The sequence below is a fragment of the Streptomyces sp. NPDC104367 genome, assembly GCF_055583825.1.
On sequence record NZ_JBVJND010000017.1, the window covers coordinates 66,717 to 81,729 of the forward strand.

The 15,013-nt window shown below is 73.3% G+C and carries 14 protein-coding genes; 9 read left to right on the forward strand and 5 right to left on the reverse strand.

Annotation, left to right across the window (positions count from 1 at the left end; all coding sequences use genetic code 11):
• Positions 1-100: 100 nt before the first annotated feature.
• Both ACZ619_RS25145 and aceB read left to right on the forward strand, forming a co-directional pair.
• The gene (locus ACZ619_RS25145) at positions 101-700 is read left to right on the forward strand and encodes a nucleotidyltransferase family protein (protein WP_469602988.1); all 600 of its coding nucleotides are present in this window, start codon (positions 101-103) and stop codon (positions 698-700) included.
• A gap of 184 nt (positions 701-884) precedes the next feature.
• A complete protein-coding gene (gene aceB / locus ACZ619_RS25150; protein WP_469602991.1) occupies positions 885-2,507 on the forward strand; it encodes a malate synthase A in 1,623 nt (540 codons plus the stop codon).
• On the opposite strand, the gene ACZ619_RS25155 is transcribed toward aceB, so the two are convergent.
• Both ACZ619_RS25155 and ACZ619_RS25160 read right to left on the reverse strand, forming a co-directional pair.
• On the reverse strand, positions 2,504-2,788 hold the full coding sequence (locus ACZ619_RS25155) for an Rdx family protein (RefSeq protein ID WP_469602994.1): 285 nt from the start codon (positions 2,786-2,788) through the stop codon (positions 2,504-2,506). The genes aceB and ACZ619_RS25155 overlap by 4 nt on opposite strands.
• Complete coding sequence (locus ACZ619_RS25160) at positions 2,785-3,690, reverse strand: HipA family kinase (protein ID WP_469602996.1); 906 nt, start codon at positions 3,688-3,690, stop codon at positions 2,785-2,787. The genes ACZ619_RS25155 and ACZ619_RS25160 overlap by 4 nt, the downstream gene beginning before the upstream one ends.
• Positions 3,691-3,771: 81 nt before the next feature.
• On the opposite strand from ACZ619_RS25160, the gene ACZ619_RS25165 reads away from it, so the two are divergent.
• The 3 genes from ACZ619_RS25165 to ACZ619_RS25175 are packed head-to-tail and all read left to right on the forward strand — an operon-like array spanning position 3,772 to position 6,865.
• The gene (locus ACZ619_RS25165) at positions 3,772-4,809 is read left to right on the forward strand and encodes an iron-siderophore ABC transporter substrate-binding protein (protein ID WP_469602999.1); all 1,038 of its coding nucleotides are present in this window, start codon (positions 3,772-3,774) and stop codon (positions 4,807-4,809) included.
• Positions 4,806-5,804: a FecCD family ABC transporter permease gene (locus ACZ619_RS25170; protein ID WP_469603002.1), complete on the forward strand. Its 999-nt coding sequence runs from the start codon at positions 4,806-4,808 to the stop codon at positions 5,802-5,804. Before ACZ619_RS25165 ends, ACZ619_RS25170 begins: the two co-directional genes overlap by 4 nt.
• Positions 5,801-6,865, forward strand: coding sequence for a FecCD family ABC transporter permease (locus ACZ619_RS25175; RefSeq protein ID WP_469603005.1), 1,065 nt, complete (start codon positions 5,801-5,803; stop codon positions 6,863-6,865). The genes ACZ619_RS25170 and ACZ619_RS25175 overlap by 4 nt, the downstream gene beginning before the upstream one ends.
• Positions 6,866-6,872: 7 nt before the next feature.
• Here the strand turns inward: ACZ619_RS25175 and ACZ619_RS25180 are convergent, their stop codons facing one another.
• Together ACZ619_RS25180 and ACZ619_RS25185 are read right to left on the reverse strand one after the other, a co-directional pair.
• On the reverse strand, positions 6,873-7,433 hold the full coding sequence (locus ACZ619_RS25180) for a GbsR/MarR family transcriptional regulator (protein WP_469603007.1): 561 nt from the start codon (positions 7,431-7,433) through the stop codon (positions 6,873-6,875).
• Between the two features lie 265 nt (positions 7,434-7,698).
• The gene (locus ACZ619_RS25185) at positions 7,699-9,207 is read right to left on the reverse strand and encodes an IucA/IucC family protein (protein ID WP_469603010.1); all 1,509 of its coding nucleotides are present in this window, start codon (positions 9,205-9,207) and stop codon (positions 7,699-7,701) included.
• A gap of 94 nt (positions 9,208-9,301) precedes the next feature.
• Here ACZ619_RS25185 and ACZ619_RS25190 point away from each other — a divergent pair, with 94 nt between their 5' ends.
• From ACZ619_RS25190 to ACZ619_RS25200, 3 genes are all read left to right on the forward strand, one after another.
• Complete coding sequence (locus ACZ619_RS25190; protein WP_469603013.1) at positions 9,302-10,807, forward strand: IucA/IucC family protein; 1,506 nt, start codon at positions 9,302-9,304, stop codon at positions 10,805-10,807.
• A 104-nt stretch (positions 10,808-10,911) separates the two neighbouring features.
• On the forward strand, positions 10,912-12,183 hold the full coding sequence (locus tag ACZ619_RS25195) for a VWA domain-containing protein (protein WP_469603015.1): 1,272 nt from the start codon (positions 10,912-10,914) through the stop codon (positions 12,181-12,183).
• Complete coding sequence (locus ACZ619_RS25200; protein ID WP_469603018.1) at positions 12,183-12,992, forward strand: hypothetical protein; 810 nt, start codon at positions 12,183-12,185, stop codon at positions 12,990-12,992. The genes ACZ619_RS25195 and ACZ619_RS25200 overlap by 1 nt, the downstream gene beginning before the upstream one ends.
• Before the next feature lie 60 nt (positions 12,993-13,052).
• Here the strand turns inward: ACZ619_RS25200 and ACZ619_RS25205 are convergent, their stop codons facing one another.
• A complete protein-coding gene (locus ACZ619_RS25205; RefSeq protein WP_469603020.1) occupies positions 13,053-13,679 on the reverse strand; it encodes a winged helix-turn-helix transcriptional regulator in 627 nt (208 codons plus the stop codon).
• Positions 13,680-13,760: 81 nt separating this feature from the next.
• Between ACZ619_RS25205 and ACZ619_RS25210 the strand changes: the two genes are divergently transcribed.
• Positions 13,761-14,969 carry a pyridoxal phosphate-dependent aminotransferase gene (locus tag ACZ619_RS25210; RefSeq protein ID WP_469603021.1) on the forward strand — a complete coding sequence of 403 codons (1,209 nt, stop codon included), beginning with the start codon at positions 13,761-13,763 and terminating at the stop codon, positions 14,967-14,969.
• The last annotated feature ends 44 nt before the right edge of the window (positions 14,970-15,013 follow it).

Genomic DNA, 15,013 nt, shown 5'->3' on the forward strand with positions numbered 1-15,013 from the left:
GGTCAGTAAACGCCCTTCCGTACGGAAAGCGCTACAGCGCGGACCGAAATTCAGCCCTGCGGAACCGGCCGCCCGCCCCGGTGTCGGGTATGCAGGACGCATGACGGACACACAGGACCCGATCGCCGGGCTGCTGCTCGCGGCCGGCGGCGGCAGACGGCTCGGCGGGCGGCCCAAGGCGCTGCTGACGCACCGGGGGCGGCCCCTGGTGGAGTACGCGGTCTCGGTACTGCGCGCGGGCGGCTGCGGGCCGGTCCACGTGGTGCTGGGGGCCGGCGCCGGCGAGGTGCGCGAGCGGGCCCGGCTGGACGGCTGCGTGGTCGTCGAGAACCCGGCCTGGGCCACGGGCATGGGGTCCTCGCTGCGGGTGGGCCTCGATTCGCTGGCGGGGGCGGGGGTGCGGGCCGCGGTCGTCTCGCTGGTGGACCAGCCGGGGATCGGGGGCGCGGCCGTGGCGCGGGTGCTGGGCGGATACCGGGACGAGGACTCGCTGGTGTCGGCCGCCTACGGCGGTGTGCGCGGGCATCCGGTGCTGTTCGGCGCCCGGCACTGGGCGGGGATCGCCGCCGGCGCGGTCGGGGACCAGGGCGCCCGCGGCTACCTCGGGGCCCACGCGGACGCGATCACGCTCGTCGAGTGCGGGGACGTGGCCGAGCCGTACGACATCGACACCGAAGCCGATCTGGGCCACCTTGAGTGAGCGGGATGGCACTGAGCGCCATCCTGGCTCGACCCGGAGAATCTCGACATCAACAATCCATTGAACTTCCACGATGAGGAAACTAGTATCCACTGTTCAGAAGCTCCCGGCCGTTGACCGGGCGTGCTCCGCTCTACCCGGAACGACTGGCACCCGGTGCCACCGCCGAAGGAAGTGACAGCTCATGTCCGCACCAGCGCCGTCTCCGCTGGCCATCGTCGACGCCGAGCCCCTGCCCCGGCAGGAGGAGGTCCTCACCGACGCGGCGCTCGCCTTCGTGGCCGAGCTGCACCGGCGGTTCACGCCGCGCCGCGCCGAACTCCTCGCCCGCCGCGCCGAGCGCCGTGCCGAGATCGCCCGCACCTCGACCCTGGACTTCCTCCCGGAGACCGCCGCGATCCGCGCCGACGACTCCTGGAGGGTGGCCCCCTGCCCCGCGGCCCTGAACGACCGCCGGGTCGAGATCACCGGCCCCACCGACCGCAAGATGACCATCAACGCGCTCAACTCGGGCGCCCGGGTGTGGCTCGCGGACTTCGAGGACGCCTCCGCGCCGACCTGGGAGAACGTGGTCCTGGGCCAGCTGAACCTGATCGACGCCTACACCCGGACCATCGACTTCACGGACGCCGCTTCGGGGAAGTCGTACGCCCTGCGCCCGGCCGAGGAGCTGGCAACGGTCGTCATGCGGCCCCGCGGGTGGCATCTGGACGAGCGGCACATGGTCGTCGACGGCGAGCAGGTCCCCGGCGCCCTCGTCGACTTCGGGCTCTACTTCTTCCACAACGCGCAGCGGCTGCTCGACCTCGGCAAGGGGCCGTACTTCTACCTGCCGAAGACCGAGTCGCACCTCGAAGCCCGGCTGTGGAACGACGTGTTCGTGTTCGCGCAGGACCACGTCGGCGTCCCGCAGGGCACCGTGCGGGCCACCGTGCTGATCGAGACGATCACGGCCGCGTACGAGATGGAGGAGATCCTCTACGAACTCCGCGACCACGCCTCCGGGTTGAACGCCGGGCGCTGGGACTACCTGTTCTCCATCGTCAAGAACTTCCGTGACGGCGGGCCCCGGTTCGTACTGCCGGACCGCAACGCCGTGACGATGACCGCCCCGTTCATGCGGGCCTACACCGAACTCCTCGTCCGCACCTGCCACAGGCGCGGGGCGCACGCGATCGGCGGCATGGCGGCCTTCATCCCGTCCCGCCGGGACCCCGAGGTCAACAGGGTCGCGTTCGAGAAGGTCCGGGCCGACAAGGACCGCGAGGCGAACGACGGCTTCGACGGCTCCTGGGTCGCCCACCCCGACCTGGTGCCGATCGCCATGGAGTCCTTCGACCGGGTGCTCGGCGACCGGCCGAACCAGAAGGACCGGCTGCGCGAGGACGTCCGCGTCGAGGCCGCCGACCTGATCGCGGTCGACTCGCTGGAGGCCGAGCCGACCTACGCCGGTCTGGTCAACGCCGTCCAGGTGGGCATCCGTTACATCGAGGCATGGCTGCGCGGCCTGGGCGCGGTGGCCATCTTCAACCTCATGGAGGACGCGGCGACCGCCGAGATCTCCCGCTCGCAGATCTGGCAGTGGATCAACGCGGGCGTCGAGTTCGAGAACGGCGCGAAGGCCACGCCGGAACTGGCCCGCGAGATCGCCGCCGCCGAACTCGCCGCCGTCCGCGCGGAGATCGGCGAGGAGGCCTTCGCGGCCGGCCACTGGCAGCAGGCCCACGACCTGCTGTTGCAGGTCTCCCTGGACGACGACTACGCGGACTTCCTGACGCTGCCCGCGTACCAGCAGCTCAGGGGCTAGGAGGCGGGCTTGTCCGAGTGGCCCAGGGCTCTGCCCGGGGCCACTCGGTCGCGTACGGCCTGCTTCACGGCCGTCGGCTCCGGGAAGCCCTGCTCCCGCCGGTCCCAGACGACCTCGTCGTTGACGCGGACCACGAAGACCCCGCCCCGGCCCGGCTTCAGGGCCAGTTCGGTCAGCTCGGCCTCGAAGGTGGTCAGCAGCTCCTGCGCCAGCCAGGCCGCGCGGGGCAGCCAGCGGCACTGGGTGCAGTACTCGATCTCGACGCGCTGGATGTCACTCATCCGAGGTGCACCGCCCCATCCTGTCGGGCCGCGGGCTTGCCGTGCAGGTCGGGCACCTGCTTCAGCCAGTCCGGGCGTCCTTGCTGCGATCTGGCCGCGCGGGCGGCCTCCTCGGCCACGAGCTGGTCGCGGCCGGGAAAGTCGGTGGGGAGCCACCGCCGCGACGCCCGCACCCGCGCCAGCAGATAGCGGACGTAGGCGTCCCGCATCTCGTCGGGCGTGCCGAAGTCGGTGAGCCAGGCGTCCGGGACCTCGGCGAGGATCCGGCGCAGCAGTTCCTCGGTGACCTTCGGGGCCAGCTCGGCGTCGGCGGCCCGGGTGTCGGGGCCGTACCGGCCGAGGGCGTGGTGCCGGAAGTCGTACGCCTTCTCGGGCACCGAGGTGTCCCAGCGGTGGTGGAAGACGAGGGCGGCGCCGTGGTCGATGAGCCAGAGGCGGGCGGGCGCGGTGCCGAAGGTGGGCCAGACCATGAGGTTGGAACTGTGCACCGTCCGGTCGACGTTGACGGTGAGCGCGTCCAGCCAGACGATCCGGCCGGCCTCCAGGGGGCCGACGGGGAAGACCTCGGCGATCTCGGGGGTGAGGTCCTTCGCTCCCGGCAGGTGGTCCATGCCGAGGTTGATCCCGCCGCTGGCCGCGTGCAGTTCGCGCACCTCCTGGTGCGGTTCGTGGTCGGCGATCGCCGGGTCGAAGTGCACCAGGACCAGTTCGGGGAAGCGCAGCCCGAGGGCCCGGGCCAGCTCCCCCACCACCACCTCGGCGACCAGCGCCTTGCGGCCCTGCGCGGAGCCGGTGAACTTCACGACGTACGTACCGAGGTCGTCGGCCTCGACGACCCCGGGGACGGAGCCGCCCGACGTCAGGGGCTCGACGTAGCGGGTGGCGGTGACCTCTCTCAGCACCCGCCAAGAGTAACCAGCGCGACGGCCGGCATCTTTCAAAAAATTTGAAAGCTCGGGGCAAGTAAGGCTAGCCTCACCTTTGTGAGACACCTCCCCTCCCTCAGAACCCTCGCCGTGGGCGTCGCCGCCGCCCTGCTCGCCCTCACGGGCTGCGCCGCGAGCGACGAAGCCGCCACCACCGCGAAGGCCTCCGGCACCGGCGGCTCCTTCCCGGTCACCATCGAGCACGCCCTCGGCACCACCACGATCGAGAAGAAGCCCGAGCGGGTCGCCGCCGTCGTGTGGAGCAACCACGACGCCGCCCTCGCCCTCGGCGTGGTCCCCGTCGGCATCCCGAAGCAGACCTACGGCGACCAGGACGGCGACGGCGTGCTGTCCTGGACCGCCGACCGGCTCACCGCGCTGAAGGCGGACACCCCCGAGCTGTTCGACGAGTCCGACGGGCTGGACTTCGAGGCGATCGCCGACACCCGGCCCGACGTGATCCTGGCCGCGTACTCCGGCCTCTCCAAGGCCGACTACACCACCCTCAGCGAGATCGCCCCCACCGTCGCCTACCCCGGCACCGCGTTCGGCACGAGCTGGCGGGACACCATCGAGCTGGACGCGAAGGCACTCGGCCTGGCCGCCGAGGGCGAAGCGCTCGTGACCGGCCTGGAGAAGACGATCGGCGAGGCCGCCGACAGCCACCCGGAGATCGCCGGACGCACCGCGATGGTCGGCTACTTCGACCCCAAGGACTTCAGCACCGTCGGCTACTACACCAGCCACGACGTCCGCAACCAGTTCTCCCTCGACCTCGGCATGAAGCTACCGGCGAGCCTGAAGCGGCTGTCCGCGAAGACCGACGAGTTCTACGCCACGCTCAGCGCGGAGAAGGCCGACACCTTCGACGACGTCGACATCATCGTCACCTACGGCGACGGCAAGCTCCTCGGCCGGCTCCAGAAGGACCCGCTGCTCGGCAAGATCCCGGCCATCGCCGAGGGCGCCGTCGTGGTGATCCCGCAGGGCTCCGAACTCGCCGCCGCGCTCTCCCCGCCCACCGCGCTCACCATCCCCGCCACCACCGACGAGTACGCCGGGCTGCTCGCCGACGCGGCCGCCAAGCTGACGTGAGGACCCGCCCCGTGCTGCTGTGGCTGCCGGCCTGCGTGCTCCTGGTCGCCCTGGCCGCGGTCCTGTCCGTGCTCCTCGGCGCCCGCACGGTCGCCCCCGGCGACGCCTTCGCCGCCCTGGTCCACGGCGAGGACGGGACCCTCGCCCGGGCCGCCGTCCGGCAGCGCGTGCCCCGCACGGAGCTGGCGCTGCTCGTCGGCGCGGCCCTCGGCACCGCGGGCGCGGTGATGCAGAGCCTGACCCGCAACCCGCTGGCCGACCCCGGCATCCTCGGCGTCAACGCCGGGGCGGCGCTGGCCGTCGTCTGCGGCATCGCCTACCTCGGCATCAGCACACCGGGGCAGTACATGTGGCTCGCGGTCGCCGGGGCGGGAACCGCCGCCGCCCTGGTGTACGTCATCGGCTCGCGCGGTCGCGAGGGAGCCACCCCGGCCAAGCTGGCGCTGGTCGGCACGATGGTGACGGCCGCGCTGTCCGCCCTGGTCAGCGCGGTGCTGCTGCCGCGCCTCGAGGTGGTGGACACCTTCCGGTTCTGGCAGATCGGCGGGGTGGGCGGCGCCTCGGCGGAGGGCATCCTCCAGGTGCTGCCGCTGCTGGCCGCCGGCTTCCTGCTCAGCCTGGCCTCGGCGCGCGGGCTGAACGCGCTGGCCCTGGGCGACGACCTCGCCACCGGGCTCGGCACGCGCATCGCCCGCACCCGGCTGGTCGCCGCCACCGGGGCCGTCCTGCTGTGCGGGGCCGCGACCGCCGCGGCGGGGCCCATCGGCTTCGTCGGCCTGGTCGTGCCGCACACGGTCCGCCTGCTCACCGGTCCGGACAACCGCCTGCTGCTGCCGCTGTCCGCGCTGACCGGCGCGGCGCTGGTCACCCTCGCCGACGTGACGGGCCGCCTGGTGGCCCGCCCCGGCGACATGCAGGTCGGCATCGTGACAGCCGCGATCGGCGCGCCGGTGTTCGTCGCCGTCGCCCGCGGACGGAAGGTACGGGAGCTGTGAGCGCACCCGCGAAGCCCGCCGGGGCCCCGGACGCGGCCCCGCCCGTACCGGTCGGCCGGGGGCGGTCGCGCCGGATCCGGCGCAGACGGCTGGTGCTCGCCGGCCTCGCGCTGCTCCTCGCCGCGCTCTTCCTGCTCAGCCTCTGCGTCGGGCACACGGTGTACTCGCCGTCCGAGGCCCTGCGCGTCGTCCTCGGCGACAGCGTGCCCGGCGCCTCCTTCACGGTGGGCAGGCTGCGGCTGCCGCGCGCGCTCACCGGGCTGCTCGCCGGGTTCGCGTTCGGGCTGGCCGGGGCCGCCTTCCAGACGCTGCTGCGGAACATGCTGGCCAGTCCCGACGTCATCGGCATCACCTCGGGCGCGAGCGCCGCCGCGGTGTTCGCGATCGTCGTCCTCGGCCTCTCCGGGACGGCGGTCTTCCTGATCGCGGTCCCGGCCGGTGTCGCGGTCGCGCTCGTGATCTATCTGCTGACCTACCGTCAGGGCGTGCTCGGCGCCCGGCTCGTACTGGTCGGCATCGGCGTCGGCGCGCTGCTCAACAGCCTGGTCTCCTACCTGCTGCTGCGCGCCCCGGCGTGGGACGTGCAGGAGGCGATGCGCTGGCTCACCGGCAGCCTGGGCGCCGCCTTCTGGGACGGGGTGGGGCCGCTCGCCGCGGGGGTGCTCCCCCTGTCGGCCGTGCTGCTGGCGCTCGACCGGCCGCTGACCGCGCTCCAGCTCGGCGACGACAGCGCCCGGTCGCTGGGCGTCAGGGTCGAGGCGAGCCGGCTGGGACTGGTGCTGTGCGCGGTCGGGCTGACCGCCCTCGCCACCGCCGCGACCGGCCCCATCGCGTTCGTCGCCTTCCTGTCCGCGCCCGTGGCCCACCGGCTGACCGGCGGCTACGGCACACCTCTGCTGCCCGCCGCGCTGACCGGCGCGGGCCTCGTCCTGGCCGCCGACCTGATCGGCCAGTTCGCGTTCGACACCCGCTTCCCGGTCGGCGTCGTCACCGCGGCCCTCGGCGCCCCCTGCCTGCTGTGGCTGCTGGTCCGCTCCCGCCGTGTCCGGGGAGCGCTGTAGCCCTCGGCTACGGAAGCTCCCCGGCGTCCCGCTCCTGCTTGAACCGGCGCCAGGCCGTGGGGAGTTGCTGGACGTCCAGGAGCCAGCCCAGGTAGTCGCGCATGTTGCGGATGCGGGCGTGGGCGGGCCCGCCGGGGGTGGCGGCGGCGAGCGCCCGGGCCGCGAGCGCCCGCTGGCTGCGCAGATAGCCCTGTTCCTTGTCCAGGAAGCCGGCCCAGACGTCCTCGTCCATGACGTAGTAGTGGGCGCGGTCGTCGGGGCGGCGCACCAGCCGGACGAACCCGGCCGCGATCAGGCTGCGGGTGTACGTCGAGACCGAACCGCGGCTGGCCCCGACGGCCTCCGCGAGCTCCTCCGCCGACACTCCTTCGGCGGCGTCGCTGGCCATCAGGTACGCGGCGATCCGGCCCTCGATGCGCGAGGACCCCATGCTCTGCCAGTAGTCGGCGAAGCTCTCGATGAACCAGTCGGGAAACGGCTCCCCGGACGCCCCCGGCGCATCCGACGCCCCGGCCGCCGCGTCCTCCGCCGCCCCCGTGCCCTCGGGCCCGCCGTCCTGCGGCTCCACCGCGCTGCCTCCCTGCTTCCCGATCTTCAAGGGAGCCTAGGGAAGCCGCCCCGGCGAGGCAAACGCCGGCCCGGCCGGACGGCCGGGGCTCAGGACCGCGGGTCGGGCAGTGGTGGGGCTGCGGGTCGGACCGCGGGTCGGGCTACGGACTACGGGGCGGACAGCGGTGAGGCAGCGGTGGGGCTACTGGTCGGACAGCGGGTCGGGCTACGGGTCGGACAGCGGTGAGGCAGCGGTGGCGCTACTGGTCGGACAGAAGGTCGGGCTACCGGTCCGACAGCGGGTTGGGCAGCGGGAGGTAGCGGGCGTCGGCGCCGTCCGCGCCCGTCCAGCGCAGCAGCAGGTTCGTCTTGCCCGGCAGGGTCGGCGCCGTGAGCAGCTCGGCCACCTCCGGCAGCGGGTGCCGGGCCAGCTCCCGCCGGGCCGCGGGCCACGGGTCGAACCCGGCGTGGCGTTCGGCGAGCACGGCGGCGACCTCCGTCAGGTGGTTGACGACCAGGCAGTACACCAGCCGCTCCCAGCCGGCGGCCCGCTCCACGTCGGCCAGCAGTTTGACCCCCTCGGCGTCCCGGAACAGCGCCTGCACCGGCGTGCCGTCCGCGTCGACGGCCACCAGCGTGTTCTGCAGGTGCGCCTCGATCACCACGCCGTGCTCGGCGAACGCCGTCAGCGCGGGCGGGACGACCGCCCGCAGGTACGCCTCCCACCAGGCCCCGGGATCCGCGGCGGCGGCCGGCGGGCTGCCGTCGAAGCCCTCCACCAGCCCGGCCGCGAGCAGCGGCGTCGCCCCCGCCGACAGCGCGCCGCGCAGTCCGTCCCGGACCAGGACGGCGAGTTCCTCGAAGGCGAAGCGGGCGGTGCGGTAGCCGCGGTCGCCGAGCCAGGCCGCGGGCCCGTCCATCGCCGCGAAGGCGGCGGTCGCGGCGGCGTCGGTGCGGCGCAGCCCGCGCAGGTCGTGGGCCCAGAGCCGGCGGATGTCGTTGGTGATCCGGACGTCCAGGCTGAACTTCAGGAAGAGGTCGCGCACCGGCTCGTAGACGGTGCGGATCGCGGCCGTGGGCCAGGCCGTGAACGCGCTCTCGCCGAGCCGGACCAGCCGCCCGTCCGCGAAGGCCGGGGCGAGGTCGCGGCCGACCAGGTCGAGCTGCCAGGGGTGCGCGGGCAGCAGCCGGTAGCCGGGCGGTACGGCGGCCAGCCCGTCCAGCGCGGTGGTGTCGCCCTCCTCCACCACCTCGTCCTCGCGCACCCCGAGCAGCACCAGCGGGAAGCGGGCGTACGCCTCGGGGGCGTACGGCAGCCAGGCGGTGACGGGGCCGCCGCCGCGCGCCTTGGGGGCGGGGTGGTACGGATGGCCGGTGATGAGGGACTGTTCCGAGCGCAGATACGGGTCGTCGGGCGCCGTCGCCCGGGCGCGTGCCGTGAGCAGCGCGGCGACCGCGTCCCGGCTGTCGATCATCTCGGCCGGCAGGTCGCCGTTGGACAGCCCGGTGTGCCTGCGCAGTTCCTCGGCGACCAGTTTCACCAGCTCGGTGTGGCCGAGGCGGTGCCAGGCTCCGCGGACGTACACCTCGGGGGCGGCCGGCCTGCGCTCGCCGCGGACCCTCAGCAGCCGCCCGCCGCCGGGCAGCCGGTAGACCCGGCTCCCGCCCTCCCCCGCGTCCGGGAGCGGCTGGGCCACCTCCCGCAGCAGGCAGTTGAGCAGGGGCGCGGCAGCGTACGCGTCGGCGCGCTCTCCGACGGCGTCGCAGGGGGGCATGGGGTCCACGCGTTCCATTCGTTCTCTGACGTCCACACAGTCCGATCGTGATCAGTATGTCTGTCGTCAACGGTCATCATGACCGTCGTACCCGTCCCCGAGGAGCCCTCCCGTGCACCGTCCCTCCCCCATCGAAAACCGGCTCGCCGCGGAGCTGGCCGAGGCGCGGCCGGATCTCGTCGACCGGTACCGGGCCGAGCTTCCCGGCGCGCGGGCGGCGGTGCTGACCCGGCTGTGGCGGGCGCTGGCGCACGAGCCGCTGCCGTGGGTGGCGGGCCGGGTGCGCGGGGCGCACAGCCTGGCCCTGCGGCTGGCCGACGGGCGCGCGCTGCACGGCCCGCCGGCGGATCCGTACGCCACCGGTGACCGGGTGACCGCGGTACGTCTGGACGGGGTGGCGTACGACGATCCGGCGCGGCTGATGACGGAGCTGGGGTGGCCGAACTCGGCGGGTTTCGCCGCCGAACTCGGGCACAGCGCTGTCTCGTTGGCGCTGTCGCGGGCCAACCGGGAGTTTCCCCCGAAGGAGTGGCCCGCGCGGGACTGGGAGTGGGAGCAGCGGGTGGTCGACGGGCACCCCTTCCACCCCAACTGCCGTTCCCGGCCCGGCTTCTCGGTGGCGGAGCAGCTCGCGTACGGGCCGGAGCACCGGCCGGCGGTACGGCTGGAGACGGTGCCGGTCGCGGCCGGTTCGTGTCTGCTGACCGGCGAGTGGCCGGAGGAACTGCGTGACGGTGAGCGGCTGTTGATGCCGGTGCACCCCTGGCAGAGCACCCATGTCCTCAAGGGCGCCGGCGCCTCGCCCTGGCGGACCGCGCATCCGCTGATGTCCCTGCGCACGCTGGCGCTGCCGGGCGGACCGCACGTCAAGACCGCGCTGAGCGCCCGGCTGACCTCGTCCGTGCGGGACATCTCCGCGTACTCGATCGACGCGGCGATGACCCTGTCGTCGTTCGCCACGGACCTGGCGTCCCGCACCGACGGGCTGCTGCACATCACCCGCACGCTGGGTGCCGCGACCGCCGACTCCCCCGATCTCGCGGCGGTGCTGCGGGAGTCGCCCGAGGTGTTCGCGGCGCCGGGCGAACGGGTCCTGCCGGTGGCCGCCCTGGCCACCACCGGGCTGCCCGGATCGCCTTCCTGGCTCGCCGACTTCACCCGTCTCGCGCTGACCGTGGGCCTGCGCCTGCTGGACCTGGGCGTGGCCCTGGAGGCGCACGGCCAGAACCTGCTGGTGGTGCTCTCCGGGACCGGCGCGCCCCGGCGCCTGGTCTACCGCGACCTGGCCGACATCCGTCTGAGCCCGGTCCGGCTGGCCCGGCACAACATCGCCCGGCCCGGCCTCGGCGGCCGGCTGGTCACCGATGACGAAACGACGCTGCGCCGCAAGCTGTTCGGCTCGCTGGTCGCGGGCGCGCTGGCGGGCACGGCGGGTTCGGGCCCGGTGCTGGCGGCGGCCCTGGAGGCGGCCGTACCGGACCTGCCGGTCACCCCCGACCTGACGGCACTTCGTCAAGGCCCGCTGCCCGCAAAGGCGTTGACGCTGATGCGGCTCTCTCCCGGGACGCCGGGGGACCAGTGGGCGGCGCTGCCGAACCCGTTCACCGGAGGTCTGTGACCCGACGGCCCGCCCGCCGCGCCGCGTTGGTCTGCCGGCCACTCTCCTTTCCGGGCCCGGACCTCGTTTTGGAGACCGGCGCCCGGGATCAATAGGATCCGCCGATGATCAGAACACAACGGCTGGCGGCAGGAGTCTGCGCTCTGCTCGCCGCCATGGCGGCCGGGATCGCGTTCCCCGGGGTAGCGGCCGCCGACGAGACCGACCAGGCCGCTCCCAAGGTGGAGCTCGTGCTGGACGTCAGCGGGTCCATGCGGACGGCGGACATCGACGGCGGGACGCGGATGGCCGCGGCCAAGCAGGCGTTCAACGAGGTGCTGGACGCGACCCCCGAGGAGGTCCAGCTCGGCATCCGCACGCTCGGCGCCAACTACCACGGAAACGACCGCAAGACGGGCTGCAAGGACACCGCGCAGCTCTACCCGGTCAGCACCCTGGACCGCACCGAGGCGAAGACCGCCGTCGCCACGCTCCAGCCGACCGGGTGGACCCCGATCGGCCCGGCGCTGCTGAAGGCCGCCGACGATCTCGAAGGCGGCGACGGGACCCGCCGGATCGTCCTGATCAGCGACGGCGAGGACACCTGCCCGCCGCTGGACCCGTGCGAGGTGGCCCGCGAGATAGCCGCCAAGGGCGTCGGGCTGACCATCGACACCCTCGGCCTGGTGCCGGACGCCAAGACCCGTGAACAGCTGAGCTGCATCGCGGACGCGACCGGCGGCACCTACACCTCCGTGCAGCACAAGGAGGAACTGACGGACCGGGTCGGCCAGTTGGTCGACCGGGCCGCGGACCCCGTGGTGACGCCGGTGGCGACCGAGGGCACGAACCAGTGCTCGTCGGCGCCCGCGCTCAAGTCGGGCCTGTACACCGACCGCGAGGAGTTCGGGCAGCAGCGCTGGTACAAGGTGGACGTCGCGCCGGGCAAGGAGCTGCGCGCCTCGGTGAGCGTCTCCGCCGACCGGGCGGTCAACGCCAACTACGGTGTGCTGCTGCGCGCGGTGACGGTGCACGGGCGGGAGATCGTGCGCGGCGAGGCGTCGGGCACGGGCCGCACGGACGTCGTCTCGACCGGGCTGCGGTACCCGAAGGCGGAGAGCGACGACGATTCCGACACGGCCGCCACCGCCGAGACGGTCTGCCTCCAGGTGACCAACTCCTTCTCGGCCGCGGCCGGTGTGAAGACCAGCCCCGGTCTGCCCGTCGAGCTGACGGTGGACGTGGTGGACGGCCCCTCGCAGGCGAGCGACGTGGCCTCCTTCGGTCTCGGGCGCGGCTGGTGGCTGCTCGGCGCGCTGGTGCTGACCGGCTTCCTCGCCGGTCTGGTGTGGGGCTGGGTGTCTCGTTGGCGGGTCGCGGTCTGGAGGACCAACTGATGGGGATCACACGTGTGCTGAGCGCCGCCCTGCTGGCGGTGGGACTGGCGGCGGGTCCGGCGGCCGCCGACTCCTCGCCCTCTCCGAGCGCCTCGGAGGACGGCGCCGCGCCGACGACGGCGGGCACCTCCTTCCGCACCGCGACGGAGATCGACCAGGGTCAGCAGGCCACGGCCAGCGGCTCCACGGGTGACTACCTGTACTGGTCGTTCCCGGCCGACACCGGCCAGCGTCCCGACGTCAGGGCGACGGTGAAGCTGCCCGACTCGCACGCGGCGCAGAGGTGGCAGATCGACGTGTACGACGGTCTGCGGCGCCGCCAGTCCTGCCAGTACGGCGCGCAGACCCGCACCGCCGCGCAGGGCACCTCCTCGGTGGAGCTGGCCTGTGTCCTGCGGACCGTGCGGGCCTGGTCGGAGCCGTGGGCGAACGACCCGCTGCCGGGCACGTACTACATCCGGCTGACGGTGGTGGACCTCAGCTCGGCCGACCTGGGCCAGCCGGTGAGCGCCGAGGTCGAGGTGGGCTCCAAGGACATCGGCGGCTCCGCGGCGGTGGACGGCTCGCTGGCGAAGCCGCTGGTGCCGGGCATCGCGGTCGAGTCCGCGTCGGACGAGGACAGTTCCTCGTCCGTGAAGTCGGCGGTGCTGTCCAGCATCGAGCCCGACGACGGATGGTCCTCCGGCTGGTGGACGGACCGCTGGGTGTGGACCGGGATCGGCGGTGTGCTGGCCGCGCTGGCGGGCATCGGCGGGTACGCGCTGACCCGGGGGTCGGGACGGCCCGGACGGGTGCCGCCGGGCGCCTGACCCGACCCGGAACCGTCCTTCGACCGGGCCCGCCGTCCACGGCGGGCCCGGTCGCCGTTCTCAGGCCTCGCGCAGCCCCTTGGCCAGCGCCCCGTCCCCGGTCACCGTCACCCGTCCGGCGCGTACCGCCTCGTCGAGGCCGAGTTCGCCCCGGGCCAGCGCCGTACAGGTCCGTGTGTCGAGCACCAGCCGGGCGTCCGGCTCGCGCGGCGCGGGACCGTCGCCGTACACCGGGCCGTCCTCGGCGCCGACGTGCAGGTGGAACTCGCCCTCGTCGGCCCGGACCTCGACGAGCCCCTCGCCCCGAAGGGCCCGCAGCAGCGGCAGCGCGAACCAGTGCGCGCGGACCGCGTCGGTCGGCCTGCGCTCGCCCAGTTCCGCCTGTCCCCAGCCGCCCAGCGCCTGGAGCACGGGGAGCAGTTCCCGCCCGCGCGGGGTGAGTTCGTACACGTAGGCCGCGCCGGGCGGCGGCAGCCGGCGCCTGCCGGTGAGCCCGTCGCGTTCCATGTCCTTCAGCCGGGAGGCGAGGACGTCCGTGCTGACCCCGGGCAGGTCCGCGTGCAGGTCCGTGTAGCGTCGCGGCCCCGCCAGCAGTTCACGGACGATCAGCAGCGTCCAGCGGTCGCCGACGGCGTCGAGGGCGCGGGCCGCGGAGCAGAACTGGTCGTAGCTTCGGCTAGGTGACATGCGACGCAGTCTAGACATGATGTTGGACTTTCCAAGCTTCTACTTGGTAAAACCAAGCAACACGAGTTTCCGGAGGGGCGCATGGAGTTCCGGCAGTCCAACAAGCTCAGCGAGGTCTGTTACGAGATCCGCGGACCGGTGATCGAGCACGCCAACGCGCTGGAGGAGGCGGGCCACAGCGTGCTGCGCCTGAACACCGGCAACCCCGCGCTGTTCGGCTTCGAAGCGCCGGAGGAGATCCTCCAGGACATGATCCGGATGCTCCCGCAGGCGCACGGCTACACGGACTCGCGCGGCGTCCTCTCCGCCCGCCGGGCCGTCGCCCAGCGCTACCAGACGCTCGGCCTGGAGGTGGACGTCGACGACGTCTTCCTCGGCAACGGCGTCTCGGAGCTGGTCTCCATGGCCGTACAGGCACTGGTCGAGGACGGCGACGAGATCCTGATCCCCGCCCCCGACTTCCCGCTGTGGACGGCGGTCACCACCCTCGCCGGCGGCAAGGCGGTGCACTACCTCTGCGACGAGCAGGCCGAGTGGTACCCGGACCTGGCCGACATGGAGTCGAAGATCACGGACCGCACCAAGGCCGTGGTCGTCATCAACCCCAACAACCCCACCGGCGCCGTCTACCCGAGGGAGATCCTGGAGGGCATCCTCGACCTGGCCCGCCGGCACGGGCTGATGGTCTTCGCCGACGAGATCTACGACCAGATCCTCTACGACGACGCCGTCCACCACTCGCTCGCCGCCCTCGCCCCCGACCTGGTGGTGCTGACCTTCTGCGGGCTGTCGAAGACCTACCGGGTGGCGGGCTTCCGCTCCGGCTGGCTGGTCGTCACCGGACCCAGGCAGCACGCGCGCGACTACCTGGAGGGCCTGACCATGCTGGCCTCCATGCGGCTGTGCCCCAACGCCCCCGCCCAGTACGCCATCCAGGCCGCGCTCGGCGGCCGCCAGTCCATCCGCGAACTGGTCGTACCCGGCGGCCGACTGTACGAACAGCGCAACGTGGCCTGGGAGAAGCTCAACGAGATCCCGGGCGTCTCCTGCGTCAAGCCGAAGGGCGCCCTCTACGCCTTCGCCCGCATCGACCCCAAGGTCCACCCGATCCACGACGACGAGAAGTTCGTGCTGGACCTCCTCCTCCAGGAGAAGATCCAGGTCGTCCAGGGGACCGGCTTCAACTGGCCCGCCCCCGACCACTTCCGCATCCTCACCCTCCCCCACGCGGACGACCTGGAGACGGCGATCGGGCGGATCGGGCGGTTCCTGAGCGGTTATCGGCAGTAGTACCCGGAACCGGGCCGGACACCCGGCTCCACCGGGTATGCCCT

What these genes read in the sequence shown, in the direction of transcription:
- ACZ619_RS25200 (WP_469603018.1), top strand. Translation starts at nt 12,183, where the DNA reads ATGGGGATCACACGTGTGCTGAGCGCCGCCCTGCTGGCGGTGGGACTG.
- ACZ619_RS25155 (WP_469602994.1), bottom strand. Translation starts at nt 2,788, where the DNA reads ATGAGTGACATCCAGCGCGTCGAGATCGAGTACTGCACCCAGTGCCGC.
- ACZ619_RS25145 (WP_469602988.1), top strand. Translation starts at nt 101, where the DNA reads ATGACGGACACACAGGACCCGATCGCCGGGCTGCTGCTCGCGGCCGGC.
- aceB (WP_469602991.1), top strand. Translation starts at nt 885, where the DNA reads ATGTCCGCACCAGCGCCGTCTCCGCTGGCCATCGTCGACGCCGAGCCC.
- ACZ619_RS25205 (WP_469603020.1), bottom strand. Translation starts at nt 13,679, where the DNA reads ATGTCACCTAGCCGAAGCTACGACCAGTTCTGCTCCGCGGCCCGCGCC.
- ACZ619_RS25210 (WP_469603021.1), top strand. Translation starts at nt 13,761, where the DNA reads ATGGAGTTCCGGCAGTCCAACAAGCTCAGCGAGGTCTGTTACGAGATC.
- ACZ619_RS25185 (WP_469603010.1), bottom strand. Translation starts at nt 9,207, where the DNA reads ATGGAACGCGTGGACCCCATGCCCCCCTGCGACGCCGTCGGAGAGCGC.
- ACZ619_RS25195 (WP_469603015.1), top strand. Translation starts at nt 10,912, where the DNA reads ATGATCAGAACACAACGGCTGGCGGCAGGAGTCTGCGCTCTGCTCGCC.